The 23,464-nt window shown below is 69.5% G+C and carries 22 protein-coding genes; 7 read left to right on the top strand and 15 right to left on the bottom strand.

Annotated elements, in window-relative coordinates; all coding sequences use genetic code 11:
• Window positions 1-253 precede the first annotated feature (253 nt).
• Entirely contained in the window at window positions 254-1,006 is a 753-nt protein-coding gene (locus ACFWNN_RS17350) for an FHA domain-containing protein (protein ID WP_382440919.1), read from the bottom strand.
• A 52-nt stretch (window positions 1,007-1,058) separates the two neighbouring features.
• On the opposite strand from ACFWNN_RS17350, the gene ACFWNN_RS17345 reads away from it, so the two are divergent.
• On the top strand, window positions 1,059-2,744 hold the full coding sequence (locus tag ACFWNN_RS17345) for a serine/threonine-protein kinase (RefSeq protein WP_382440918.1): 1,686 nt from the start codon (window positions 1,059-1,061) through the stop codon (window positions 2,742-2,744).
• Between the two features lie 10 nt (window positions 2,745-2,754).
• Window positions 2,755-3,870: a hypothetical protein gene (locus ACFWNN_RS17340; RefSeq protein WP_382440917.1), complete on the top strand. Its 1,116-nt coding sequence runs from the start codon at window positions 2,755-2,757 to the stop codon at window positions 3,868-3,870.
• Here the strand turns inward: ACFWNN_RS17340 and ACFWNN_RS17335 are convergent.
• The 6 genes from ACFWNN_RS17335 to ACFWNN_RS17310 form a co-directional block, all read right to left on the bottom strand.
• Complete coding sequence (locus ACFWNN_RS17335; RefSeq protein ID WP_382440916.1) at window positions 3,823-5,025, bottom strand: sugar efflux transporter; 1,203 nt, start codon at window positions 5,023-5,025, stop codon at window positions 3,823-3,825. The genes ACFWNN_RS17340 and ACFWNN_RS17335 overlap by 48 nt on opposite strands.
• Before the next feature lie 64 nt (window positions 5,026-5,089).
• Entirely contained in the window at window positions 5,090-6,442 is a 1,353-nt protein-coding gene (locus ACFWNN_RS17330) for a gamma-glutamyltransferase (protein WP_382440915.1), read from the bottom strand.
• Window positions 6,443-6,527: 85 nt separating this feature from the next.
• Window positions 6,528-7,292, bottom strand: coding sequence for a hypothetical protein (locus ACFWNN_RS17325; RefSeq protein WP_382440914.1), 765 nt, complete (start codon window positions 7,290-7,292; stop codon window positions 6,528-6,530).
• 92 nt (window positions 7,293-7,384) lie between these two features.
• Complete coding sequence (locus ACFWNN_RS17320; RefSeq protein ID WP_382440913.1) at window positions 7,385-8,008, bottom strand: response regulator; 624 nt, start codon at window positions 8,006-8,008, stop codon at window positions 7,385-7,387.
• On the bottom strand, window positions 8,005-9,099 hold the full coding sequence (locus tag ACFWNN_RS17315; RefSeq protein WP_382440912.1) for a sensor histidine kinase: 1,095 nt from the start codon (window positions 9,097-9,099) through the stop codon (window positions 8,005-8,007). The genes ACFWNN_RS17320 and ACFWNN_RS17315 overlap by 4 nt, the downstream gene beginning before the upstream one ends.
• Entirely contained in the window at window positions 9,096-9,629 is a 534-nt protein-coding gene (locus ACFWNN_RS17310) for a DUF1453 domain-containing protein (protein ID WP_382440911.1), read from the bottom strand. The genes ACFWNN_RS17315 and ACFWNN_RS17310 overlap by 4 nt, the downstream gene beginning before the upstream one ends.
• Before the next feature lie 118 nt (window positions 9,630-9,747).
• Here ACFWNN_RS17310 and ACFWNN_RS17305 point away from each other — a divergent pair, with 118 nt between their 5' ends.
• On the top strand, window positions 9,748-10,341 hold the full coding sequence (locus tag ACFWNN_RS17305; protein ID WP_382440910.1) for a DedA family protein: 594 nt from the start codon (window positions 9,748-9,750) through the stop codon (window positions 10,339-10,341).
• On the opposite strand, the gene ACFWNN_RS17300 is transcribed toward ACFWNN_RS17305, so the two are convergent.
• The 3 genes from ACFWNN_RS17300 to ACFWNN_RS17290 all read right to left on the bottom strand — a co-directional run bounded on the left by ACFWNN_RS17300 (window position 10,248) and on the right by ACFWNN_RS17290 (window position 13,771).
• The gene (locus ACFWNN_RS17300) at window positions 10,248-11,456 is read right to left on the bottom strand and encodes an MFS transporter (protein WP_382440909.1); all 1,209 of its coding nucleotides are present in this window, start codon (window positions 11,454-11,456) and stop codon (window positions 10,248-10,250) included. The two genes, ACFWNN_RS17305 and ACFWNN_RS17300, sit on opposite strands and share 94 nt — an antisense overlap.
• Before the next feature lie 38 nt (window positions 11,457-11,494).
• On the bottom strand, window positions 11,495-12,703 hold the full coding sequence (locus tag ACFWNN_RS17295; RefSeq protein ID WP_382440908.1) for an MFS transporter: 1,209 nt from the start codon (window positions 12,701-12,703) through the stop codon (window positions 11,495-11,497).
• Window positions 12,704-13,036: 333 nt separating this feature from the next.
• Window positions 13,037-13,771, bottom strand: coding sequence for a carbonic anhydrase family protein (locus ACFWNN_RS17290; protein ID WP_382440907.1), 735 nt, complete (start codon window positions 13,769-13,771; stop codon window positions 13,037-13,039).
• Between the two features lie 335 nt (window positions 13,772-14,106).
• On the opposite strand from ACFWNN_RS17290, the gene ACFWNN_RS17285 reads away from it, so the two are divergent.
• Complete coding sequence (locus ACFWNN_RS17285) at window positions 14,107-14,457, top strand: MmcQ/YjbR family DNA-binding protein (protein WP_382440906.1); 351 nt, start codon at window positions 14,107-14,109, stop codon at window positions 14,455-14,457.
• Here ACFWNN_RS17285 and ACFWNN_RS17280 read toward each other — a convergent pair.
• Complete coding sequence (locus ACFWNN_RS17280) at window positions 14,454-15,335, bottom strand: MBL fold metallo-hydrolase (protein WP_382440905.1); 882 nt, start codon at window positions 15,333-15,335, stop codon at window positions 14,454-14,456. The genes ACFWNN_RS17285 and ACFWNN_RS17280 overlap by 4 nt on opposite strands.
• An 83-nt stretch (window positions 15,336-15,418) precedes the next feature.
• Here ACFWNN_RS17280 and ACFWNN_RS17275 point away from each other — a divergent pair, with 83 nt between their 5' ends.
• Complete coding sequence (locus ACFWNN_RS17275; protein WP_382440904.1) at window positions 15,419-16,228, top strand: LysR family transcriptional regulator; 810 nt, start codon at window positions 15,419-15,421, stop codon at window positions 16,226-16,228.
• A 10-nt stretch (window positions 16,229-16,238) separates the two neighbouring features.
• On the opposite strand, the gene ACFWNN_RS17270 is transcribed toward ACFWNN_RS17275, so the two are convergent.
• Both ACFWNN_RS17270 and ACFWNN_RS17265 read right to left on the bottom strand, forming a co-directional pair.
• Window positions 16,239-17,945, bottom strand: coding sequence for a hypothetical protein (locus ACFWNN_RS17270; RefSeq protein WP_382440903.1), 1,707 nt, complete (start codon window positions 17,943-17,945; stop codon window positions 16,239-16,241).
• A 61-nt stretch (window positions 17,946-18,006) separates the two neighbouring features.
• Window positions 18,007-18,558 carry a class I SAM-dependent DNA methyltransferase gene (locus tag ACFWNN_RS17265; RefSeq protein WP_382440902.1) on the bottom strand — a complete coding sequence of 184 codons (552 nt, stop codon included), beginning with the start codon at window positions 18,556-18,558 and terminating at the stop codon, window positions 18,007-18,009.
• 55 nt (window positions 18,559-18,613) lie between these two features.
• On the opposite strand from ACFWNN_RS17265, the gene ACFWNN_RS17260 reads away from it, so the two are divergent.
• Both ACFWNN_RS17260 and ACFWNN_RS17255 read left to right on the top strand, forming a co-directional pair.
• Window positions 18,614-19,789, top strand: coding sequence for an SGNH/GDSL hydrolase family protein (locus ACFWNN_RS17260; RefSeq protein ID WP_382440901.1), 1,176 nt, complete (start codon window positions 18,614-18,616; stop codon window positions 19,787-19,789).
• An 88-nt stretch (window positions 19,790-19,877) separates the two neighbouring features.
• Entirely contained in the window at window positions 19,878-20,441 is a 564-nt protein-coding gene (locus ACFWNN_RS17255) for a DUF4232 domain-containing protein (RefSeq protein ID WP_382440900.1), read from the top strand.
• On the opposite strand, the gene ACFWNN_RS17250 is transcribed toward ACFWNN_RS17255, so the two are convergent.
• Both ACFWNN_RS17250 and ACFWNN_RS17245 read right to left on the bottom strand, forming a co-directional pair.
• Complete coding sequence (locus tag ACFWNN_RS17250; RefSeq protein WP_382440899.1) at window positions 20,438-21,358, bottom strand: hypothetical protein; 921 nt, start codon at window positions 21,356-21,358, stop codon at window positions 20,438-20,440. The genes ACFWNN_RS17255 and ACFWNN_RS17250 overlap by 4 nt on opposite strands.
• On the bottom strand, window positions 21,358-23,388 hold the full coding sequence (locus tag ACFWNN_RS17245) for a PQQ-dependent sugar dehydrogenase (protein WP_382440898.1): 2,031 nt from the start codon (window positions 23,386-23,388) through the stop codon (window positions 21,358-21,360). The genes ACFWNN_RS17250 and ACFWNN_RS17245 overlap by 1 nt, the downstream gene beginning before the upstream one ends.
• Window positions 23,389-23,464: the final 76 nt, after the last annotated feature.

Below are 23,464 nucleotides of genomic sequence, written 5' to 3'. Positions count from 1 at the left end.
TCAATGGACCGCACGCTGTGTCGGCCGTTAGCCCGTTCCGTCTACACACCGTGACGACGGGTGGGTCAATCGAGTGCTGATTCCTGACTCGTGAGTCAGGCTAAGCACCGTCCCGCACCTGCGGACACCCGTCGCGCAAGTGGCGAAAAACCGGATCTTGTTCCGGTTTCCGTGTCACGGAAGGGAAACACCTGCAGAACGCCTTGATCTCGTGGCATTTTCAGGCAACGGAACCGGTTCAGCACTGCCATGTTCAGGACAGAGCGTCGATCAGCGCAAGATCTGGCGGCACCAGCGTGGTCGACAGGACGAGTTCCCGCATCAGGTTGTCGTTCAACGCGTTCCCGACGGGCTCGCCGACCTCCTCGCGAACCAGTCCGGGCACTCCTTCGCGTGACAGCCGGGCCCGCACCGCGGCCACCATGTGTTCGACCTTCTTGTGGCTCCACTGCTCGTCAGGCCGCAAATCCGACATAACGGTGGCGACGTGCTGCCGTGCCAGCGGTTGTGGGTTCGCCTCGTGCATCAGGTAGCGCTGGCCGAGCACGACCAGAAGCAGTCGTTCGTCGTCGGTGAGCCGCCAACGGCGCGGAGGCTCGGTCACCGCACCGTGCGGCACTGACGGCTGCCCGCCGTCCGGCCCCGCCACGTACAGCTCCAGCAGGTGCTCCCGATCGCGGGTGCCGCGGATGAACAACGGCGTGTAGCCGTGCGCGAGCGGCACCGCGTCCTCGTCCGGGAAGAGCCACCGCGACCGGGGCAGCCGGATCGGCAGCCGCCCGAGGTTGCTCACCCACCACCCGCCGTCGCGGCAGGTCAGCGCGCCGTGCCGGCGCGACACCCGCAGGTCGCTCTCGCCGACGCAGATGTCGACGTCGGGCCGGTTGCGGCCGAACACGACGGTGCTCCCGTCGACCGGAGCGCTGTTCACGCGGCCCGCCAGAGCGAGCGCGACGATCCCTCCGGGCACGGTCTGCGGCACTTGCCGGGCGAGGCTTTCGTACATTCCGAGCAGTCTCCTCCCCCAGAACGGGGACCCGTCCCTAAGATCCGGATCTGTGGTTGGGCGGACGATCGCGAACCGGTACCGGCTGGAGCAGCATCTCGGCACGGGAGGCATGGGTGAGGTCTGGCGGGCGACCGACCTGGAACTCGGCGAGACCGTCGCGCTGAAGCGCACCGGCGACGCCGCCCGCGAGGCGCGCATCGGCGCCGAACTGAGCCACCCGAACGTGATCGCGACCCTCGGCACCGTGACCGACGGCGCCGAGCAGTGGCTGGTGCTGGAGCACCTGCCGTCCCGCACGCTGGCGGAGATCATCGAGTCGGACGGCCCGATCGCACCCGACCGCGCCGCGCGGATCGGCGCGCAGCTCGCGGACGCGCTGACCGCCATGCACGCCAAGGGAATGGTCCACCGGGACGTCAAGCCCGGCAACGTGCTGGTGACCGACACCGGCGTCGCGAAGCTCAGCGACTTCGGCATCTCGCGCTGGGCCGAGACGACCCTGGTCGGGGGCGGCGACGTGGCCGGCACGCCCGCCTACCTCGCCCCGGAGGTCGCGGACGGCCACGAGGCGCGGCCCGCGGCGGACGTCTTCGCGCTGGGCGCCACGCTCTTCGCCGCCGTCGAGGGCACCTCGCCGTGGGGATCCCCGGACGCCGGGTCCGCCGAGCAGCTCCGCCGTGCCAAGGCCTACGACATCACGCCCGCACGCCACGCGGGCCCGTTCGGCGACCTGCTCGCCCAGCTGCTGCGGCGCGACCCGAAGGACCGCCCGGCCGCCGAGAACGTCCGCGCGTTGCTGGAAGGCGTCAAGCTCCGCCGCCGACGGCCTCTCGTGCTCGGTGCGGCGGCCCTGGCGCTGGTCGTCGCGGCGGGCGGGGTCTACCTGTGGCAGCGTCCCGCGGCGGGCACGGTCGGTGACCCGGCCACCATGGACGTCTGCGCGCTCGCCGCGTCCGTGGACGACTACCAGCGGTTCGGCGCGCGCAAGGCCGACACGGCCAATGAGAAGTCGTACTGGTTCAACGGCTGTGCGACCTGGCTGTCGTTCGACGACAAGGGCGACGACGGCGTGGTGGTGGAGTACTTCGTCAAGCAGTTCGTGCAGTACGGCGCCAAGGAACCCAACGGCGAACTGGGCCGGCTCGAGCCGCAGGCCGACACGCCCGACATCTGCACGAAGACCGTCGAACTCGTGGACGGCAACGTCCTGCAGGTCGACGTGAAGACCGGCGGCACGTCGCAACGCCCGTTGTGCGAGATCGCCGACGTGGCGGGCGGGCACGCGCGCAAGGTCCTCGCCGTGGACCGGATCCCTCGCCGCGACCACCCGTGGCCGCAGGACTCCCTCGCCTCCGCGAACGCCTGCGCGTTGCTGGAGAAGGGCGACATCCGCGATCGGCTGAAATCCGAGGCGACCCCGTACCCGTGGAACGAGCTCGGCAGCTGGGGCTGCGGCTGGGACTACCAGCAGCGCCAGATCGCCATCGAGTTCAGCCGCCAGGGCCCGTTCGAACCCGACGACGGCGAGCCCGCGGACGTCGGCAGGCCCGCGCGCGTCGAACCCGAGGACGGCGCCTGCGAGGTCTCGTTGCAGCACAAGGCGTTGCGAGACGAAAGGTTCGAGGTGGTCGTCGTCGTGCTGGCGGACAAGGACGTGAAGGACCCTTCAACTCTCTGTCCTGGAGCGATCTTGCTGGCCAAAACGGTGGTAGCCAAGCTTCCCCAGCCCGTTTAGGGTGCCCGCCATGCCCTCAGGTAGACAGGCCGTCGTGCTGCTTGCCGCCCTCGTGGCGGGTTGCGGCACGGCGATCCCCGGTTCCCCCGTCGCAGCACCGCAGTTACCGACCACCTCCACGTCGCAGACCGTCACCGTCGTGACGACGACCCCCGCGTCGAGCAGCAGCGCCGCCGCCTCGTCCGCGCAGCAGCCTCCGCCCCCGCCTCCTCCCGTCGCGAAGTTCGGCAACCCGAACGGCACCGTCGCCGTGCCACCGGAAGCCGCCGCCGAGGACACCTCCAAGCCCACCCGCGTGATCGGCACCGGCACGCCCGCGTCCTGCACCTCGCAGGCCGTGACCGACGCGCTCGGCGCCGGTGGCGTCGTGACCTTCAACTGCGGCGCGCAGCCGCACACCATCCCGATGGCCGCGACCGCGAAGGTGCGGCAGCGGACCGTGCTCGACGGCGGCGGCCGGGTCACGCTGAGCGGCCAGGGCCAGCGCCGGATCATCGAGCAGAACGGGCCGCGGCTCGTCGTCCAGAACATCACCCTCGCCGACGGCAACTCGACCGGCGACCAGACCGAGGGCGGCGGTGGCGGCGCGATCTTCGTGCTCGGCGGTCAGCTCAAGGTCGTGAACTCGCGCTTCGCCGGCAACAAGTGCGACACCAACGGTCCCGACCTCGGCGGTGCCGCGATCCGGGTGACCGACTGGGCGCAGAAGTCGCCGATCTACATCACCAGCAGCACGTTCGAGGGCGGCGTGTGCTCCAACGGCGGTGCGCTGAGCAGCATCGGCGCGTCGTTCGTGGTGCTCAACAGCCTGATGCGCGGCAACAAGGCGATCGGCCGCGGCGCCAACCCGGCCCGCGGAGGCACGCCGGGCGGCGGCAGCGGTGGCGCGATCTACAACGACGGCAACACGTTCACGCTGCGCGTCGCCGGGTCGTTGATCGAGGACAACTCCGCCAACGAGGGCGGTGGCGCGGTGTTCTTCGTGAGCAACGACAAGTCCGGCTCGATGTCGGTCGAGGGCTCCACGCTGCGCCGCAACCCCAGCCTCGGCTTCGAGACGATCAAGGGGATCTTCTACCTAGGCGCGGCGGAGAAGCCGAAGGTCTCCGGCTCGACGATTCAGTGAGCCCGCGACCAGCAGCAGTGCGAGACCGCAGACGCTCATCGCGAGGCTGAACCCGTAGACCCAGCGGAACCCCAGCTGCTGGGACAGGCCGAGCAACGCGCCCGCGACCATGCCGCCGACGATCTGGGTGTTGCTGAACATCGTCGTGGCGTGGCCGGGCCGCAGCGGGTCGAGGCTCTGGAAGTACGTGATGCCGACGCCCATGATCAACGAGATGACGGTGGCGTGCAGCAGCTGCGCGGCCATCACCTGCCAGATGGAGTCGGTGAACACCATCACGCCGTGGTAGCTCAACGCGATCACGGCGCCGATGAGCACGAGCTTGTGCTGCGACATGCGGTTCGCGAGCGAGCCGAACCACAGCATCATCGGGATCTCCAGCGCCGCGCACAGGCCCATCGCGAGCCCGGCGTCCCCGGCGGTGCCCTGGAGTTCCGTCGTGATGAACAACGGCAGGCCGCTCACCGCGAGCGCCACGGCCCCCTGCAGGAACAGGAAAGCGGCGGACACGACCATCATGTTGCCGCGCGCCGGACCGGCCGCTTCTTCCTTCGCCGCGGGCTCTTCGGCCTGCGCGGGCGGCACCGGGAGGGTGAGCGCGAGGACGGCGACGCCGAGCTGCAGGACCGCGGTCGCGCCGAAGAGCCCGACCCAGCCGGTCTGCGCGACGAGCAACGCGGCCACCGGCGGTCCGGCGACCCACGCGACCGACAGCAGCGTCCGGAGCACGCTGACGACCATCGACGGCCCTTGGGAGACCTGCCGGCCGTACGCGAAGAGCTGCGGCAGCAACGAACCCGTGATCGCGATGAACACGACGGACGCGCCGAGCAGGTACCAGTAGTCGCGCAGCACGGCGAACAGGCCGTAGCCGATCGCGCCCGCCACACCGCCCACCGCGAGCATGTACCGCCGCTGCACCCGGCCGTCCGACAGCTTCCCCATGATCGTGCTGGCGACCACCTGCGCGATCGGGCTGACGATCAGGAAGAACCCGAGCTGGAACGGGGAGACCTTGATCTCGCTCGTGAGGAACAGCGAGCCGAACGGCAACGCGAACGCCATCGAGACGCCCGACACGACGCTGATGCCGGAGAGTTGGAGGAACGTGCGGGACAAGAACGGCGAGGATCTTCTCTCGCTGAGTGTTGTCACCCCGTCATCGTGCTCGTTGAGCGGTCAATCAGGAAACTAGATATCCCACTATGCGGTCAAAGTCTCACACGACGACGATCGCGCCGTCCCTGCGGTGATCTGCACCACCTCTGAGCAGGCCAGATCCGGTCATTTCGACCACCTGGCAGCCGCCGAAGAACATGTTCGGCGCACGGAACCGGGTGACCGGCAGCTCGCTTTCCGGTCGAATTCCCGGCTCCACGTGGAGGTGGTCCCCGGACAGGTGCATCCGGGGTGCGTCGACGGCCTCCTGTGCGGGCATGCCGCGGTCGAGGACGTTCACGAGCACCTGCAGGATCGCGCCGCAGATCCGGCTCGACCCGGCGCTGCCGAGCACGAGCTCGGTCTGGCCCCGGTGGGTCACGACGGTCGGGGCCATCATCGACGGCAGCCGGTCGCCCGGCGCGTGGCTGAAGAACCCGTCCGGCGACAGGTCCTCCTCGCCCATCATGTTGTTGAGGTGCACGCCCGCGATCGAGATGCCGGAGCCCGCGCCGTTGGTGGTGGTGACGCTGCACGCCGTGCCGTCCGCGTCCAGCACGGAGATGTGCGTCGTGGAGCCGAGGCGGTTGAGGTGCGTCTTCGGGGTGGCGAGCGCGCGGATCAGGTCCTGCTGCGACGGGTTGTCCGGCAACGCTTCGAGCATCTGCGTGAGCAACGCACCGCCCGCGGCGGGTGGTGGGTTCGTGTGGATGTCACGGCCTCGATGCGTGACGTGCAGCGGTTCGCGTTCGACGGCTTCGTAGGCCTTCAGGTCATGCTTGGTGAGGTCGCCGCCCTGGGCCGTGATCCAGTCGGTGATCGCGGTCGCGATGTCGCCGTCGTAGAACGGAGTGGCGCCGTCGCTGCCGAGCCGGTCGAGAGCTTCGGCGAGCTCGGGCTGGACGAGGAGCTCGCCCTCCTCCAACGCGGTGAGGCCCGTGCCGCGCGCGAGCGGCAGCAGCAACGTCGTGACGTAGGCCTGGTACCGGTTGACCCGATGGCCTTCACGGGCGTGCATCGCCGCCGTGGCCACGAGTTCGTGCAACGGCGCACGGCCGTACGTGGCGGCTTTCGCGGCACCGGCGGGCATTCCGTAGGCGGCGACCGACGACGGTCCCACGTGGAACTCCTGCTCGGCGTCACCGAAGTGGACGGTGATGGGGTCGAGCGGCGCCCTGTCGCCGGTCCGGCCGCGCCCCGGCGCGACGGCCGAGAAGTCCAGCAGCACAGGGGTTTCCCCGGCCGGGGCGATCATCATGTAGCCGGCCGAGCCCAGGCCGGTGAGCAGTGGTTCGGTGACGCACGACGTGAGCATCGCCGCCACGGCCGCGTCCACGGCGTTGCCTCCGGCGCGCAGCATCGCCGCGCCCGCCTGTGCGGTGAGCGGGTGGCCCGCCGCGATCGCGCCTCGCACCGTCGACCTCCAGAAGTGAAGGCGTTCCACGGTAGACCTGGTCGAGATCGGCGGGCCACCCGGCTGGTTCCTACTTCTTGGCGTCCTACTTCTTGGTCGCCGAGTAGTTCCGGAAGTTGATGTACGTGTCGAGGATGTCCGAGGACGCGCTCTCGACCGAGCGGTAGATGCCCCACTTCGGCCGCACGTAGTCGCCCTCGTCCGGAATTCGCACGCTGGAACGCTTGCCCTGCACCGCGATCGGCGCGTTCGCACCCGTGCCGTTGCGGAGCACGAAACCGACCGTGCCGCTGGAACCGGGCGTGATGGTCCATTCGACCGTGACCCACTTGTCGCGCAACGGGGCCAGGTTCGTCGCGGCGATGTCCGGTGCGCCGTCCGTGCTGAACGCGCGCGCTCGGATCGTCTCGGTGTTACCGCTGCGGCTCAGGGACAACGTCGTCCACGGGCCGCCGTTGGTACTGGGCGTCTTGGTCTGGAAGATGTGCGTGAACTTGCACGTGCCGTGCAGCGACGACGGCATGTACATCTCGTACGAGATGACCCACGTCTCGCCGTTCTTCATCTTCAGCGCGTTGCCGCCGGACACCATGCCCTTGGACTCGGTGCGCTGGCGGTCACCGCCGCCGGTGGTGTCGCGGTCGTTCTTCCAGATGTTGAACCGGTAGGCGTCGCCCTGGACGACGATGTACTTGCCCTTGCGGTCGGGGAACTTGTTGCCGCGGTCGACCTCGATGCCCTCGAACGCCTTCAGGCCGTCGGTCGCGGGGTTGGGGCTCCACGCGGGCGCCGCGCTCGCGGGAGTGACGGTGACCAGCATCAGCGCGGCAGCCGTCAGTGCGATTCTCATCGTGCTTCCTTCCTGGCGGCACCACCGAAGGTAGGAGGTCTCCGCCAGGATTGTCAATTGTTGTCACGCGAAATGCCCGTGCATGACTTGATTCATCGGAGCTTGAGGGCGAGCCTCACCGCGTCCGCCCGCGAGTGCAGCCCGGCCTTCGCGAACAGGTTGTTGATGTGCGTCTTCACCGTCGCCTCGCTGATGAAGAGCTTCCTGGCGATCTCGCCGTTGCGCAGGCCCTGGCCGATGAGGTCGAGCACCTCGCGTTCGCGGGACGTGAGGTCGACGCCGGGGTCCTGGGTGGTGCGCCTGCTCGCGAGGTCGAGCAGCCGCAGCTGGACGGCCGGGTCGAGGATCGCGTTGCCGGCGTGGGCGCTCCTGACGGCCTGGATGACGGTCTTCCGGTCGGCGTCCTTGGTCAGGTAGCCGCGTGCGCCTGCTTGGAGCGCCTCCAAGATCGACTCGTCGTCGTCGAACGTGGTGAGGACGACGACCGGCAGTTCGGGGTGGGACCGCCGGAGCTGTCTGGTGGCCTCGGCGCCGCCCATGACCGGCATGTTGAGGTCCATCAGGACGACTTCGGGGGTCAGGGTTTCCACGGCGGTGAGGGCTTCCTGGCCGTTGGGCGCGGTGCCGACGACGGTGATATCCGGGTCGAGGTCGAGCATGACGGCGAGGCCGTCGCGCACGGCGGCCTGGTCGTCCACGATCAACAGCCTGATCATCGGGGCAGCTCCATCCTGACCGTCCAGCCTGGACCTTCCGGTCCGGCGAAGAGCTTGCCGCCCAACAGCTCTGCGCGCTCCCGCATGCCCGTCAGACCCATCCCACCGGCTACGGCCCGCTCCTCCACGCCGGCCGGCCTCATCCCACTGCCCACCGCCCGTTCCCCTCCACCGTCGGCCACCACCAACCTCACCACCCCCGGCGCGTACTCCAACCCCACCTCCACCCTCGCCCCTCGCGCGTGCTTGTGGGCGTTCGTCAACGCCTCCTGCGCCGCCCGGATCACCGTCTGCGCGACCTCCACGCTCACCGGCCCCTCCCCCGAGCCGCTGAACGCGGCACCGTGGGTCTCCGCGAGCCGTGCGACCGATTCCGTCAACGGCAACGTGCTCTCTCGTAGCGCGTGCACGGCCCGCCGCGTCTCCTTCAGCCCGGACACCGCCAACGCCCGTGCCCGCAACACGGCTTCGTTGGCCTCGGCCGACTTGCCCGCGCCGTGCAGCGCGTCGGCCATGTCGAGCTGCACGGCGATGCCCGACAGCGAGTGCCCGACGACGTCGTGGATCTCGCGCGCGATGCGGCCGCGTTCCTCCAGCACCGCCGTGTACTCGGCGGCGGCCTGGGCGGCGACGCGCTCGCGGCGGACCAGGCCGAAGTACACGGGCAGCCCGGCGGTGAGGCCGAGCCACCACGGTGGGATCTCGGCTGCTCCGAGCGCCTCGGCCACCCACGTCGAGACCATCGCGAGCACCGACCCGGCGACGGCGAGCGCGACCGAGGCGTGCCGCGACTCGAGCTGCCGCCCGGCCGTGCTGGTGGCGAGGAAGACGAACGCGACCCCGGCCGTTGAGGGCGCCAGGGCGAACAGTGGGGCGCTGGCCAGCACGAACACCCCGATGACCACGATCTGACCGCGGTCGGAGAACCGGTCGAGCGCGAACACGGCCGTGACCGCCGCGGCGATCACCACGGCGGTCACGGTCCAGGTCAGCGCGAGCAGCGACGGCGGACGGGTCACCAGCTGGATCACCGTGATCCCGGCGAGCACCAGCGTGACCAGCGGCCGGAACATCTCGTCAGCGAGCTTCATCGAGAGGAATCATGCCGGGTCTCGCGGACCTTCTCCTGCCAGGAGTCGAGGAGCGCCGACGTGCGGTGCGGGGCGCCGGCCCGGCCCTTCGCCCAGACGACCTGACCACCGTGCCGCACGGCCTTCGACATCACGACCAGGCCCTCGGCCAGCAGTCCGGCGCCGACGACGAGCATCAGGCCGTTGCCCTGGGCACCGGAAGGGGCCAGCGCGAACCCGACGGCGAACCGCGCGGCGATGCTCGCCACCCACAGCACGACCGTCATGGCGGTGTAGCGGAGCATCACGATGCCGTTCTGCTCGTAGGTGCGGATGGTGAGTCCGCGCAACACGCCGAACGCGACGCTCAGCACGACGCTGACCAGCAGGAATCCCAGTCCGTTCGGTGTGGTCTGGGTCAGGCCGATCAGGCCGAGGATCACCGGGAGCAGCAGCAGGCGCTTGCCGACGGCGGGTTCTCCCATCAGCCTGCGGGCCATCACGTAGATGATCGCGGCGGCGATGAGGACGATCTCTGCGGTTGCGTTCATGCTGACAAACGTTAGGAATTTCCGCAGGTCAGCGCGTGGACCCAGGGCTGTAGCCAGGGTGGAGATCCGTCTCCACCCGAGGGTTGAGCCGTGGGGCGAAACGGGTAGTTCGTCGGGTATGGACTGGATCACCCGTCTGATGGAGGCGCTGGGCTCGCCCGGCGCGGGCCTCGCGGTCGCGCTGGAGAACGTGTTCCCGCCCGTGCCGAGCGAGGTGATCCTGCCGCTGGCCGGGTTCACCGCCGGTCAGGGCAAGATCTCGCTGGTCGCCGCGATCCTGTGGACGACAGCGGGTTCCGTCGTCGGCGCGCTGGTGCTCTACGGGCTGGGCGCGTGGCTCGGGCTGGAGAGGCTGCGGAAGGTCGCGGACAGGATCCCGTTCACGTCGGCGTCCGATGTGGACAAGTCCGACTCGTGGTTCGACAAGCACGGCAACAAGGCCGTCTTCTTCGGCCGGATGGTGCCGGTGGTGCGGAGCCTGATCTCCATCCCCGCCGGGGTGTCCGGGATGCCGATCGTGAAGTTCACGCTCTACACCGCGGCGGGCAGCCTCGTCTGGAACACCGCGCTGATCCTCGCGGGGTACGCGCTCGGCGACAACTACGAGCTCGTCGACCGCTACCTGGGCTGGGTCTCGACCGGGGTGCTCGTGGTGCTGGCCATCAGCGTCGCCTGGTTCGTGGTGGCGCGCGTCAAGGAACGCCGTTCGTAGACCAGCGCCGCGCTCGCGATCGCCAGGCCCGCGACCGACAGGGCCACGCCGACCCACGCCGTGGAGGTGTAACCCCAGCCCGCCGCGATGGCGAGACCGCCGAGCCACGCGCCCGCGCCGTTCGCGACGTTGAGCGACGAGTGGTTCGACGAGGCCGCGAGCGACGGCGCGTCCGGGGAGGCGTCCATCAGCTTGATCTGCAGGGCCGCCGCGAGGATCTGCACGGTGAAGCCCAGCAGGAACAGGAAGGCGAAGAGGAACACCGGGACCGCCGCGAGCAGCCCGAACAGCACGAGGATCACGGTGACCGCGATCAGCCCGCCGAACACCGAGCCCGTCACCGACCGGTCGACGAACCGGCCGCCGAAGGCCGCGCCGAGCGTCATGCCGAGCCCGAACACCGCGAGGATCCACGGCACCGCGCTCGCCGACAGCCCGGCGACCTCGGTCGTGAGCGGCGCGACGTAGGAGTAGACGGCGAACATGCCGCCGAAGCCGATCATGCCGGTGAAGATCGCGAACCACACCGTGGGCCGTCCGAACGCGCGGACCTCGCCCTTCATCGACGCACCCTCGACCTTGGGCACCCGCGGCACCCAGGCCGCGATGGCCAACGCCGTGATGACCGCGATCACCGCGACGGCCATGTACGCCGTGCGCCACCCGATCTGCTGCCCCGCCGCCGTTGCCAGCGGCACGCCCACAAGGTTCGCCACGGTCAGACCGACCATCACGCGCGCAACGGCCGTTCCTCGCCGTTCGGGAGCAACGAGCGTGGCGGCGACGACCGCCGCGATGCCGAAGAACGCGCCGTGCGGCAGCCCGGCCACAAACCGCGACACGAGCAGAAGCGTCTTGTCCTGCGCGATCACCGACAGCCCGTTGCCCAGCGCCACGGCCAGCATGAGTCCGATGAGCATGCCCTTGCGCGGCAGCTTGGCTCCGAGCACAGCGATCAACGGCGCACCGACGACCACGCCGGCGGCGTACAGGCTGATGGCGTGCCCGGCTTCGTAGTCGGGAATGCCGAACGTCTCCGCGATCTGCGGCAGCAACCCCATCGTCGCGAACTCGGTGGTACCGATGCCGAACCCGCCGAGAGCGAGCGCGGTCATGGCGCGCGTGGTGTTCAAGGCTTCCCCTGGCTAGTCAGCTAGTCGACCAACACGATGCTACGGTCTTTCTGACGCGCTTCAGAAGCCTTCTGAGCAGTGCGAATGCTCACACGCCGCTCCAGGAATACGGACCCGAGCGCGATGACCAGCCCGCCCACCGCCAGCAACGCCCCGATCCAGTTCGGCGCGGTGTACCCGAGCCCCCGCTCGATGGCGAGGCCGCCGAGCCACGCCCCACCGGCGTTGCCGAGGTTGAACGCCGCGATGTTCGCCGCACTGGCCAGCGCCGGCGCCCCCTCGGCCGTCTGCATGACCCGCATCTGCAACGGCGGCACCGTCGCGAACCCGGCCGCCCCGAACAGCACGATCGTGATGGCCGCGAGCGTCGGCGAGTGCGCCGTGAACACGAACGCCGTGAGGACCGCGGCCAAGGCGATCAGGATGACGATGATGCTCTTCATGACGCTGCGGTCCGCCGCCTTGCCGCCGAGCAGGTTGCCCGCGAACAGCCCCACCCCGAACAGCACCAGCAACCACGTCACCGAGCTCGCCGCGAACCCGGCCACCTCGGTCATCATCGGCGCGATGTAGGTGAACGACGCGAACACACCCGCGAAGCCGAACGCCGTCATCAACAGCGCCAGCCACACCTGCGGGTTCCGGAACACCGCGAGCTCTTGGCGCAGATCGCTCCCGCTCGCCTGCTGCTGCGGCACGAGGAACACGATGCCGAGCAACCCGATCACCCCGAGCGCGGTCACGGCCCAGAACGTCGACTGCCACCCCAACTGCTGCCCCAGCGCCGTCCCCATCGGCACCCCCAGCACGTTCGCCACCGTCAACCCGGTGAACATCAACGCGATGGCGCTCGCCTTCCGCTGCGGCGCAACGAGATCAGCGGCCACCACCGACCCGACCCCGAAGAACGCCCCGTGCGCCAGCGCCGCGACGACCCGCCCGGTCATCAACACGCCGTAGGTGCTCGCGAGCGCCGAGACGAGGTTGCCCGCGATGAACAGCACCATCAACGCCAGCAGCATCTTCTTCCGCGGCAGCCGACCTCCGAGGATGGTCAGCAACGGCGCCCCGACCACCACCCCGAGCGCATAGCCGGAGATCAACAACCCCGCACTGGGGATGGTCACGCCGAGATCGGCCGCCACCTCCGGCAGCAGGCCCATGATCACGAACTCGGTCGTGCCGATGGCGAAGGCGCTGATCGCGAGGGCGAGCAGGGCGACAGGCATGTCACACAGTCCTTGAAGTCGTAGGTTGTCCGCGCCAGCAATAGTTGCACACGCGGGCAATTGCATGCGACTCCTGTATCGGTGAAGCGCGTCACGCGCCGAGGCCGACGAGAGGGACGGGAGCACGCGGAAGGGCGGCGACCAGCACTCCCGGACAGCGCAGGTCAGGCCCAACAGCCTTCACATGCCCACCACACCGCCCCGCTCAGCACCCCAGCGCTCCCCGACTCCAACACCCAGGCCCCACCTGACGCCCCACTCCTAACCCCATGCATCCCCCGAACACGACGAAAGGCCGGCCCCGAGTGGGACCGGCCTTCCCTCAACCCGAACTCAGATCCGCGGCACGTCCACGAACGTGCGGCCGTTGAGCGGCTGCGTCGCGCGTGCGTTGCCCGCGGTGAACAGGCCCTTGAAGCGGGCGATGGTCGCCGCCGTCACGTGCTGCTCGCCCGTGAGGTACCACTCGACGCCCTCAGTGAACGGGGCCGTGGTGAGCGAACCCGTGTAGTGCAGCGTGTGGTGGCCCGCGGGGAGCAGGCGGTTGAGGTTGATCGGCTCGATGTCGACCGGCGCGCCGCACTCCGGGGAGAGCTTGGCGAGCACGTCGTCGACGACCGAGTGGCCGCCGACGACCAGCGGGACGCCGACGACCAGGAGCTTGCCGGCGGCGCTGCGGTGGACCAGGTGCATCTCGAGCGGGGTGTGGCGGCCGCCGAACGCGTGCTCGGACGGCGTGTGGAAGTGGAACTGGACCAGGTCGTATCTGGTGCCCGCCACCGTCACGTGGCCGGCGCCGGGCTCTACCTCGGCCTCTTCTGTTTCCTCGTGGTCGCGGGTGGTGCAGCCGTTGGGCTTGTCCGCGTCCTTGCGGATGTACTTCAGCTCCAGCGCGGACTCGCCGTACGACACGTCGAGCTTCGCCGCGTGCGGGTCGAAGCGGATCGCGTTCGGCGTGACGTTCACGGGACTCTGCGTCGGCGTCGCCGACTCGGCCGCACCGGACGCGAAGAACGTCGCGGTGAGCACGAGCGGAAGAAGCGCCGGAAGGGACCGCTTAAGGTTCATAACGCTACTTTTCACCCGATCGGGTGAAATGGGGAGTGGAGTGTGGTCGCGCTCTCATCGGCCGGAAATATTCCGCGCGCTCCAATCAGGACGAGACTGAACCAATTCAGCGTTCGGACATGCGTCTATGCAGGTCACGGCTGTCGAAACAGGTGCGGCGGGGCGCCATTCAGGGCAAGTTTGTTGAACGCGCAAATTCGAATTGAGACAGCGCGGAACGACCGGGAAAATTGATGAACGCAAGCGTTCTTGATCACTATTGTCCGATTCAGGATGATTTGCCGAATTTGCCTGAAGTAACTCCGCGAACACGAAACATGGGGCAGGATGAGCCGATGGTCACCGTGGACGACATTCGCGCCGTGGCGAAGACGCTGCCGCGCACCACCGAGCACCTCATCCGCGACCGCGTGAAGTTCCGCGTCGGCCAGATCGTCTACGCGGCCCTGTCGCGCGACGAGACCGTGCTCGGCTTCGGGTACCCGCGCGAGGAACGGGAGGCGCTCGTCGCGAGCGACCCCGTCAAGTTCGCGTTCCCCAGCGAGTCCGACATGCGCTTCCAGTGGGTGCACGCCTCGATGGCCGAGCTCGACGTCGAGGAGATGACCGAGCTCATCGAAGGCGCCTGGGCCCTGTGCGTGCCCAAGAAGCTCATCCGCGCACGCCTCGGCGAGGACTATCTTTAGTCAACACTGAAGTCACTGCACAGACAACGCACGCCGGGCGAGATCCACTCCCGCCCCGACCACGACGGATGCCGCGCGAGCAGCACCTCGCGCACCTCGGCCTCGATCTCGTCCACGGCCATCGCGAAGTCCCGGCGCCGCCACGTCTCGTCCCGTAGTTCGTGGAGGTAGTCCTGTACCCCCTGCAGTACCCCCACATCTCCCACCGACCCGTGCCCCGGCACGACGATCCGCGGCGAACCGGCGACCAACGACTCCAGCACGCCGATCCACGCCACCCCGGACACGTCGGTGTCGTGCGGCGGGAACCACGGGAAGATCGCGAACTGCCCGGTCTCGGCCAGGTCGCCGGTGAACAGGACGCCGGCGTCGGGCACCTCGACGACCTGGTCCCCCAGCGTGTGCCCGCGCCCGGTCGGCCGCAGCAGGACGGTCCTGCCGCCGAGGTCCAGCGCGCGCACGCCGTCGTACACCTCGTCCGGCACCGGCAGTTCCACGTCGGCCAGGCGCGCCTCCACGTCCCCGCCGAACCCCCGGAACATCTCCAGGTAGCCGGAACCCTTGCGGCGCAGGTCATTCGCCTGCGCCGAGTTCACCAGGTAGTCACCCGCGAACACCGAAGCGCCGAACGCGTGCTCCGGGTGGAAGTGGGTCGTGGTCAGGTGCACCCGCCGCCCACGAGCGAACTCCTCGGCGAACGCGCGCACGGCGGCGGCGTTGACGAGGCCGAGTCCCGTGTCCACCACGAGCACCGCCTCACGGCCGCCGATGATCCCGATGTTGGGCACCAGGCTGACACCGGAGTTGGGGATCACCAGCACCTCGGGCGCCACCTCGACGGCGCCGGAGACCTGCACGACAGGGTCAGGAAGGTTCATGACCCCAACCGAACCCCCACGCAGCACCCCACGTCCAAGACCAAGAGCGCACTCCCGATACCGGGCGAGTATCGTGCCTGGTCATGGAGCTGCGGACGCTGCGCTACTTCGTCGCCGTCGCCGAGGAACTGCACTTCGGCCGGGCCGCGAAACGACTCCACCTGAGCCAGCCGCCGCTGAGCCGCGCGATCAAGCAGCTGGAGCACGACCTCGGCACGACGCTGCTGGTCCGCTCCCCCGCGGGCGTCACGCTCACCGCCGCCGGCCACACGCTCCTCGACGAGGCCAAGGCGCTGCTGGAGCACGCCGGCCGCATCCGCGCCAAGCTCACGAGGAGGACGATCACCGTCGGCATGCTCGGCGGCCACGGCCCGCACCTCGCGGAGGCGTTCCGGCGCACCCACCCCGACGTCGAGATCCGCGTCCGCGAGACGGACCTGACCGACCCGACCTGCGGCCTGCGCGCGGGCCACGTCGACGTCGCCCTGACGCGCGGCCCGTTCGACGAGACGGGCCTGAAAACCCTTGTCCTGACCGAGGATCCGGTCGGCGCGGTGCTCAGGGCCGACGACCCGCTCGCCACTCGCGACCGGATCACCACCGCCGACCTCGACGGCCGCGACTGGTTCCAGTTCCCCGAAGGCACCGACGAGATCTGGCAGAGCTACTGGAACGGCGGGAAAGCACGCACCGGCCCCGTCGTCCGGGCCGTCCAGGAGTGCGTGCAGTCCGTGCTGTGGAACGGTTCCGTGGGCCTGGCCCCGCTCGGGCACGATCTCGGCGAGCTCGTCACGGTGCCGCTCGCCGACATGGCGCCCAGCCCCGTCGTGATCGCGTGGATCAAGGACGACCCGCTGACCCGTGCGTTCGTCGAGTCAGCGAGCCACGCCTGATAACCCCTCACTAACCCCGGCTGTAACCCCAGCGAGTGCGGTTCGCCGCGTCCTCGACACCGGTGAAGCCCTCGTTCGGCACGAAGACGTCCTCGCCGAAGTCGATGTCGACGTCGTCCGCGTTGCCACCGATGCCGTCGGCGCCGACCGCGAACATCGCCGGCGCGTTGCCGCCCTGGTCCATCAGCGTGTCGTGCTCGTTGAACTGGTGCTGGTGCCATGACCCGGACAGGTGACCGAGCTCGTGCGCCGCGATGTTGCCGAGCGCGCGGCCGATGAAGCGGGTCTTGTCGCTCGCCGGCGTGAGGTAGGTGTTGAGCGAGACGGACGGGCCCGCCGGCGCGCTCAGCAGGTCGAGCTGCACCAGGGCGGTCTCCTCGTGCGCGAAGTTGCCCGGGTCGATGCTCTGCGCGATGGCCACAGTGGACACTCCGGACTCGGCGATCGTGCCGCCGATCACCAGGCGACTGACGTTCTTCCGCCCCCACGGGTCGGCGTGGTCGCGGCTGTTGAGGATCCGCACGCCGAACCGGCCGGACAGCCCCAGGTTCTCCCGCAACGCGTCGACCGCGGCCGTGCTCACCGCGGCCTCGTCGGCCGGGCCGAGCCCCCACGCGGCGAGGAAGTTCGCCATGGGAGACAACGACTTCACGCCTTCGCCGCCGTACGGGGTGGTGTCGACCAGGGCGCCGTCGAAGTCGACGAACACGGTCTGGAGCCCGGCCGCCTCGGCACCGGGCCGCAGCGCCTTGAGCGTCAGGTCGTAGCGGCCCTCACCGTCCTCGACACCGAGGTAGTACCGACCGGCCGACGGCGCGACGAAGTCGACGACGGCGTTGCCCCCGCCGGGAAGCGGGCTCGAAGGCGGGTACACGACCGAGAAGTCCTGCCGCGAGCCCTGCACCTCACGGCCCGCGGTGTCGTGCACGACGAGCTTGCGCGCGGAGCCCGTGACGGACGCGCCGAGCACGTCGCCCGCCTTGAGCCGGACCGAGTAGAAGTCCTTGTCCCCCAGGCCTTCCCCGGTATCGATGGTCAGCTCGTAGGTGCCGGACGGACCGCCGGGCCCGCCCGTGACGCGCACGAGGTACTCGGCACCCGCGGTGAGGTCGGCCTCCAGGCTCGCGTCGAAGGTGGCGCCGACGTTGTCGGACGCCGCGACCTCCTGGCCCGCCGCGTCGAACACGGTCAGCACGGTGTCGAGGTCGCTGCCGGGCGTGAGCGTGGCGATCCGGGTGTGGCCCGAGCCGCGCAGGCGGTAGAAGTCCTGGTCAGCGCCAGTGATGCGGCCTGTCGTGCGCATCGCGCGGCGAGCGGGCGTGCCGACGCCGGTGTCGCTCGCGGCCGCCGCCGAGTCGTTGGGCTCGGCGAACTCGGGCAGGACCGCCAGCGTCGGGTCCGCGAGCAGGGACCCGGTGATCACCGCGCCGGGGCTGCTGCTGAACCCCGTGACCTCCGCGGACGCCACCGCGTCGTTGCGGCCGCGCGCCGACGCCGGCTCCCGTTCCGCGTGGACCCGGCCGGGCGTGGTCGTGGCGAGGATCCGCTCCCGGGACTTGGCCGCCCGCGTCCGGGCGAGCGTGGCCGCGTCGACGTGGCCGGGGTGCTCGCTCCACGAGAGCAACGGGTCCGGCCGGACCGGTGCGGCCGCCGCCGACGCGACGCCCTGACCGCTCATCACCAGTGCGGTGACGACGATCGCTGCTGCCAAGCGCATGTGCTCCCCCTGCCGGTAGATGTTTCAAGATCTACCGCGACAGGAGGAGTGAGGACCAGGCTCAGCTCCTGTTGAGACGGCTCACCGTGACGGCGTAGTCGCCGCCCTCGAAGGGTTTCCGGTCCCACGTGGCGAAGCGTTCGACCAGCGTGAGCCCGGCTTGCGCGCAGTGGTCGTCGTATTCCTCGACGCTGTAACCACGTCCCAGACCGAACCCGGCGACCAACACGTTCCCGACATGTTTGGCGACCCCGGCGACAAGTGCGCGTTGCGTGCCGGGCGGGGTGAACAGCGGCACGTTGCCCGCCATGACCACGACGTCGAACGTGCGTCCCAGGTCGAGTTCGGCCAGGTCGGACCGCACCCACGTGAGCTGCGGCGCCTGTTCGCGCGCGTGGGCGAGCATGGACTCGTCGAGGTCCGCCCCGACCACCTCGATGCCGTGCCGCGCGAGCTCGATCGCGACCCGTCCCGTGCCGCACCCGGCGTCCAGCACCGAACCCGGCCCGAACGCGCGCACGAAGGTCGCCTCGCCGTGCACGTCCATCCCGGACTCGGCGAGTGCGTCGAATCTGCGCTGGTACTCCGCCCCGTTCCACACGTCCGCCAGCATAGAACCGAAGATCGGCGGATACCGCCCGTGTGGGAGCGCTGCCAAGGTCGAAGGCATGACGCGCTTTCTGCTGGCAGTGGCGTTGCTCGTGGCGGCGGCCTCCCCCGCCCAGGCCGCACCCGCGCGGTGGGTCGGCACCTGGGCCACCGCGCCGTCGTCCGCGGTCCCCGGTACCGACAACGGCTATCCGAACTTCACGATCCGCAACATCGTGCACGTCAGCGCGGGCGGCAAGGAGATCCGCGTCCGCCTCTCCAACGCCTACGGCCGCACCCCGATCACGTTCGGCCAGGTCACCGTGGCTCGCGCGGCAGGCCCCGACACCCCGCTGGCCCTGCCCGGCACCATGCGCACCCTGACGTTCGGCGGTGCCTCCTCGATCACCGCCCCGCCCGGCGCCGACGTGGTGAGCGACGGCGTGTCCCTCACCGTCCCGGCCGACTCGGACCTGCTGATCAGCACCTTCACCCCGACGCCCGGCGGCCCGGTCACCCACCACGGCCTCACGATGCAGAACTCGTACTTCAACCGCACCGGCAACGTCACCGCCGAGGAGTCGGCCGTCTTCTTCCCTGAACGCACCACGGCCTGGCACTACGTCTCCGGCGTCGACGTCCGCTCCTCGACGTTGCAGGGCAGCGTCGTGGCGCTGGGCGACTCGATCACCGACGGCGCCAACTCCACCTGGGGCGCCAACCTCCGCTGGCCCGACCAGCTCGCCGACCGCGTGAACACCCGCCTGGGCGTGCTGAACGCGGGCATCAGCGGCAACCGCCTGCTGCTGGACGGCGGTTCAGCGGGCCCGAACGCCCTGGCGCGGCTGAACCGCGACGTCCTGACCCAGACCGGCGTGCGGACCGTGATCGTGTTCGAGGGCATCAACGACATCCAGCAGACCCCGCACCAGACCGACCCCGCGCCGATCATCGCGGCGCTGAAGCAGATCGCCGGACGCGCGCACGACCGCGGGCTGCGGGTGGTCGGGGCGACGATCACGCCGTTCAAGGGCTGGAACAGCTACACCGAGGAGCTGGAGGGCGTGCGGCAGGCCGTGAACTCGTTCATCCGCACCAGCCCTGACTTCGACGCCGTGGTGGACTTCGACCGGGTGATCCGGGATCCGGCGGACCCGCAGCGGATTCGGCCCGACTACGACCAGGGCGATCACCTGCACCCCGGCGACAAGGGGTTCGAGGCGATGGCGAAGGCGGTGAAGCTCACCACCCTCTGACCACTCGAACGGGCGAGGGGCGTTTGCGGTACACCCGGACGGGCTATTCGATGGAGATCAACACGGTCCACCGGTAAGGGGTTCACGCATGCGTCTCACGATCGTCGCCGCCGTCCTCGCGGCCGCCGCCACCACGGCCTGCGGTTCGTCCACTCCGGCGGCCCAGCAGGGCCAGGCGACGGACACGCCCACCTCGGCGAGCGGCACGTCCAGCGTGACGAGCGACAAGCAGAAGCCCGCGGTGAAGGCCGAGCTGACCATGCAGGGCAAGCCGGGGCTGGGGCTGCTCACGGCCACCAACCAGGGCGGCGCGCCGATCACGTTCCAGGGCTGGCCGAAGCTCTCCTTCACCAACGCGGCGAACGAGCCCGCGGCGATTGCGGTCGAGCAGAAGCTGGTGCCGGGTGAGGGGCCGTCGATCACGTTGCAGCCCGGGCAGACCGCGTTCGCCGGGGTGCTGTTCGACACGGACGACACCAACTCGTTCGCCATCAACGAGATGATGGCCGAGCTGCCTGGGATGACGCCGGTGAAGGTCACGTTCATCGGGACGGACGGCCAGCCGATCGCCGACATGTCCAAGCTCAAGGTGAGCGAGGCCAAGGTCGGGACGATGCAGCCGGCCGCCCAGGGCGTCACGGTGTTCGACTAGCCCTTCATCCAGCGGTACTGCAGGGCCACCTCCCACGGCCTGGCGACCCGGTCGAGGAACATCAGGCTGTCCATGCGGCAGTTGCAGGCGTTGCCCTCGCGGGTGTTCTGCGGGTAGCTGCCGCCGATCTTGAGGCCGCGCGGGTTCGTGGCGGACGCGAGATCGGGCTCCGGTTCACCTTCCAGCTGCCACGGGTCGCCGGCCGCGACGTACTTGCCCGCCAACGGCTTTCCGTCGCGGTACAGGGCCATCGCGCCGGTGTCGAAGTCGAAGGTGGCGGCCAGGAACACCCATTCGTTCTGCGGCAACAGCTTCTGCCAGTCTTCGGATGCCGCGAACGTCTGGGAGTCGCCGCCGTCGACCCGTCTGGCCAGGGCGACGAGCTTCAGCGAGCCGTCCACCTGGATCAGTTCCAGCAGGGCGCGGACCGCGTGGCCGTTGGAGTCGCCGGACAGCACGCCGGCCAGGCCGATCGCGCCGTACAGGTCGGCCGGGTCGGCGGAGTTCGAGTTCGGGGCCGGGTTCTGGCCCGTCATCTTCACCCAGCCCATGATCGACGCCTGGCGCGCGCCGTTGAACGCGTTCAGCGTCGGCACGCCGGTTTCGCTGTACAGGCCCGCCTTCCAGTCGTCGTTCCCGGCGGCCGAAGGGCTGATCTGCTGAAGCTGCAACGAGGTGCGGCTCGTCCGGAAGGCGCCGTCGCGCACGCGCATCGAGGCGCCGCCGTTGATCAGCTGCAACGCCGTGCCGGAGCGGCCGCTGTCCCGTTCCAACGAGGCGTTGCCGCGCACCGGGTGTTCGAAGTCGTAGTAGGACACCAGGTTGCGCGACAAGGAAGGCAGCACCGTGCCGAACGTGGCCTGGGCAGGCACGGCCGTTCCCACCAGCAAGACCGCCACGAGCAGGATCACGCGCATCAGCGAACCCCCTTGCCCTGCACGCGCAGGTCGCGCAGGCGGCCGACGTTGTCGAACGAGCCGAAGCCCACGCGGCCGGACGAGAACGTCTTGTCCACGGCCGTCATCAACGGGTAAGGCGACCCGTCCACGTACACGGCGATCTCCCCGGAGTCGGCGCAGTGCTTGACCCGCACGCGATGCCACGCCAGGTCGGTCACCGCCGGCGGAGCGCCGACGGAACGCACCGCGTCCCACTGGTGGTCCAGTCTCAGCCGATCGGCGTTGTTCACGACGAAGATGCCGTTGTGCGGGTAGATCTTGTTGTCGGACGAGAGATGGGCGTAGTAGAACTCCGTGTCCGAGCGGTAGCCGAACACGATGATCACGTCCCGGTTGGACTCGGCGACCGGTGTGTCGAGCCGCACCGACGCGTCGACCTGCACCGAACCGAACGCGGGGCCCTTGGCGAGGACGGCGTACTCGAACGGGCGGCGCGGGCCGGGACGGGCGACGCCGGGCTCGGCCAGCACCACCTCACGGCCGGGGAACTGCCACAGCGAAGGCGTCACCGGCTGCCACGAACGTTCGCCGACCGCGCCGGAGACGTAGTCGTGGCCGGAACGGCAGGAGGCGAAGGTGCGCGCACCCGTCACCTTCCAGATCTTGCCGTTCGCCTTGGCCAGCACGTAGAGCTCACCGGCGGCGTCCGCGCCGAACCGCAGGTCGACCCGGTTCGGGTCCCCCACCAGCTCCTTCATCGTGGTGAGCCGGCCGCCGGAGTACACCATCAGCTCGCGCGACACGGCCATCGGGCGACCGGCGCGCATCTCACGGGAGTCGGCGTAGTAGAGCAGGCCCTTCACGCCCTCGCCGTAGATGTACTTGCCGCGCAACGAAGGGATCTTCGAACCGCGGTAGACGAACCCGCCCATCAACGCGTTTCCGCTGTCCGCGCAGGGACTTTGGGTGGAAAGGCGGTTGTGGTCGAACGCGGTCACCGGGTAGGTGAAACCGAACCGCGCGTCGTCCGCGGGCAGCGGGAACACGCCGCACGACCGGTCGCCGCGCCGGTACTCCCAGATGCCCTCGCGTTCGCTCCACCCCAGGTTGGCGCCCTTGCGGACCTCGTAGACCGCGTCGACGGCCTTCTCCCCGATGTGGCCCATGTACATCCGGCCGCCGACAGGGTCCCAGCTGAAGCGGTACGGGTCGCGCATGCCGTACGCGTAGATCTCACCCAACGCGCCGGAGGTGCGCACGAACGGATTCGCGCGCGGCACGCCGTACTGGCCGTTCACGCCGTCACGACGGGCTGGGTCGATGCGCAGGATCTTGCCCTGCGGCACCGAAAGGTCCTGCGGCACCGTGGTGGACACACCGATGCCGCCGTCGCCGGAGGCGATGTACAGCAGCCGGTAGTCCTCGTCCCACCAGCGTGCGGTCGGGTTGAACCCGATCTCCTGGAAGCCGTGGATGTACGAGGCGAACCCGACGCGCAGCAGCTCACGACGGGTGCCCGCGAAGACGTCCGCACGTGGGTCCGAGGCGGTCCACTCGGTGACCACGCCGTGCACCACGGCATTGGGCGACGGCAGGTCGGGCTTCTTGTCCACCAGCGCGGAACCGGTTTCGGTGTGCACGGTGTAGAACTTGCCGTTGCGCCGGAAGTCCGGGTGGAACGCGGCGAACCCGAACCCGCTGCCCAGACCGCGGTGCGTGTGGAAGTCGGGGCCGACCAAAGCCCCCAGATCGAGGAACGCGTGCTGGACACCGGCATCGAGCAGGTACAGCTTGCCGTTCATGTCGGGCACGAACATCCGGCCCGAGCCGTCGGGTACCTCGCCCAGGTAGTTGATCCTGTTGTAGCGCACCAACCTGGTGTCGGTCGGCGGTGGCACGGGCTGCGACTTCGGCAGCTGTGCCACCTCGGTGAGCTCCAGGCCGACACCGGAGGCACCCGGTGTCGGCAACGGGTCGGCGATCGGCGCGTCCTGCGCGGAGGCGATCGGCACGAACAACGCCGAGAGCACGAATGTTGTGACTGCCAAACGAGATAAGCGTCTGTACATCCCCCACCACCCTGTGGGCCAGGCCGTGCGGCACGGCAGCGGAAAGCGCTTTCCA

It is taken from the genome of Lentzea sp. NPDC058450, from assembly GCF_042721395.1.
Lineage (GTDB): Bacteria > Actinomycetota > Actinomycetes > Mycobacteriales > Pseudonocardiaceae > Lentzea.
The sequence above is the reverse complement of the archived record's forward strand: the minus strand, read 5'-3'. Positions and strand labels throughout refer to the sequence as shown.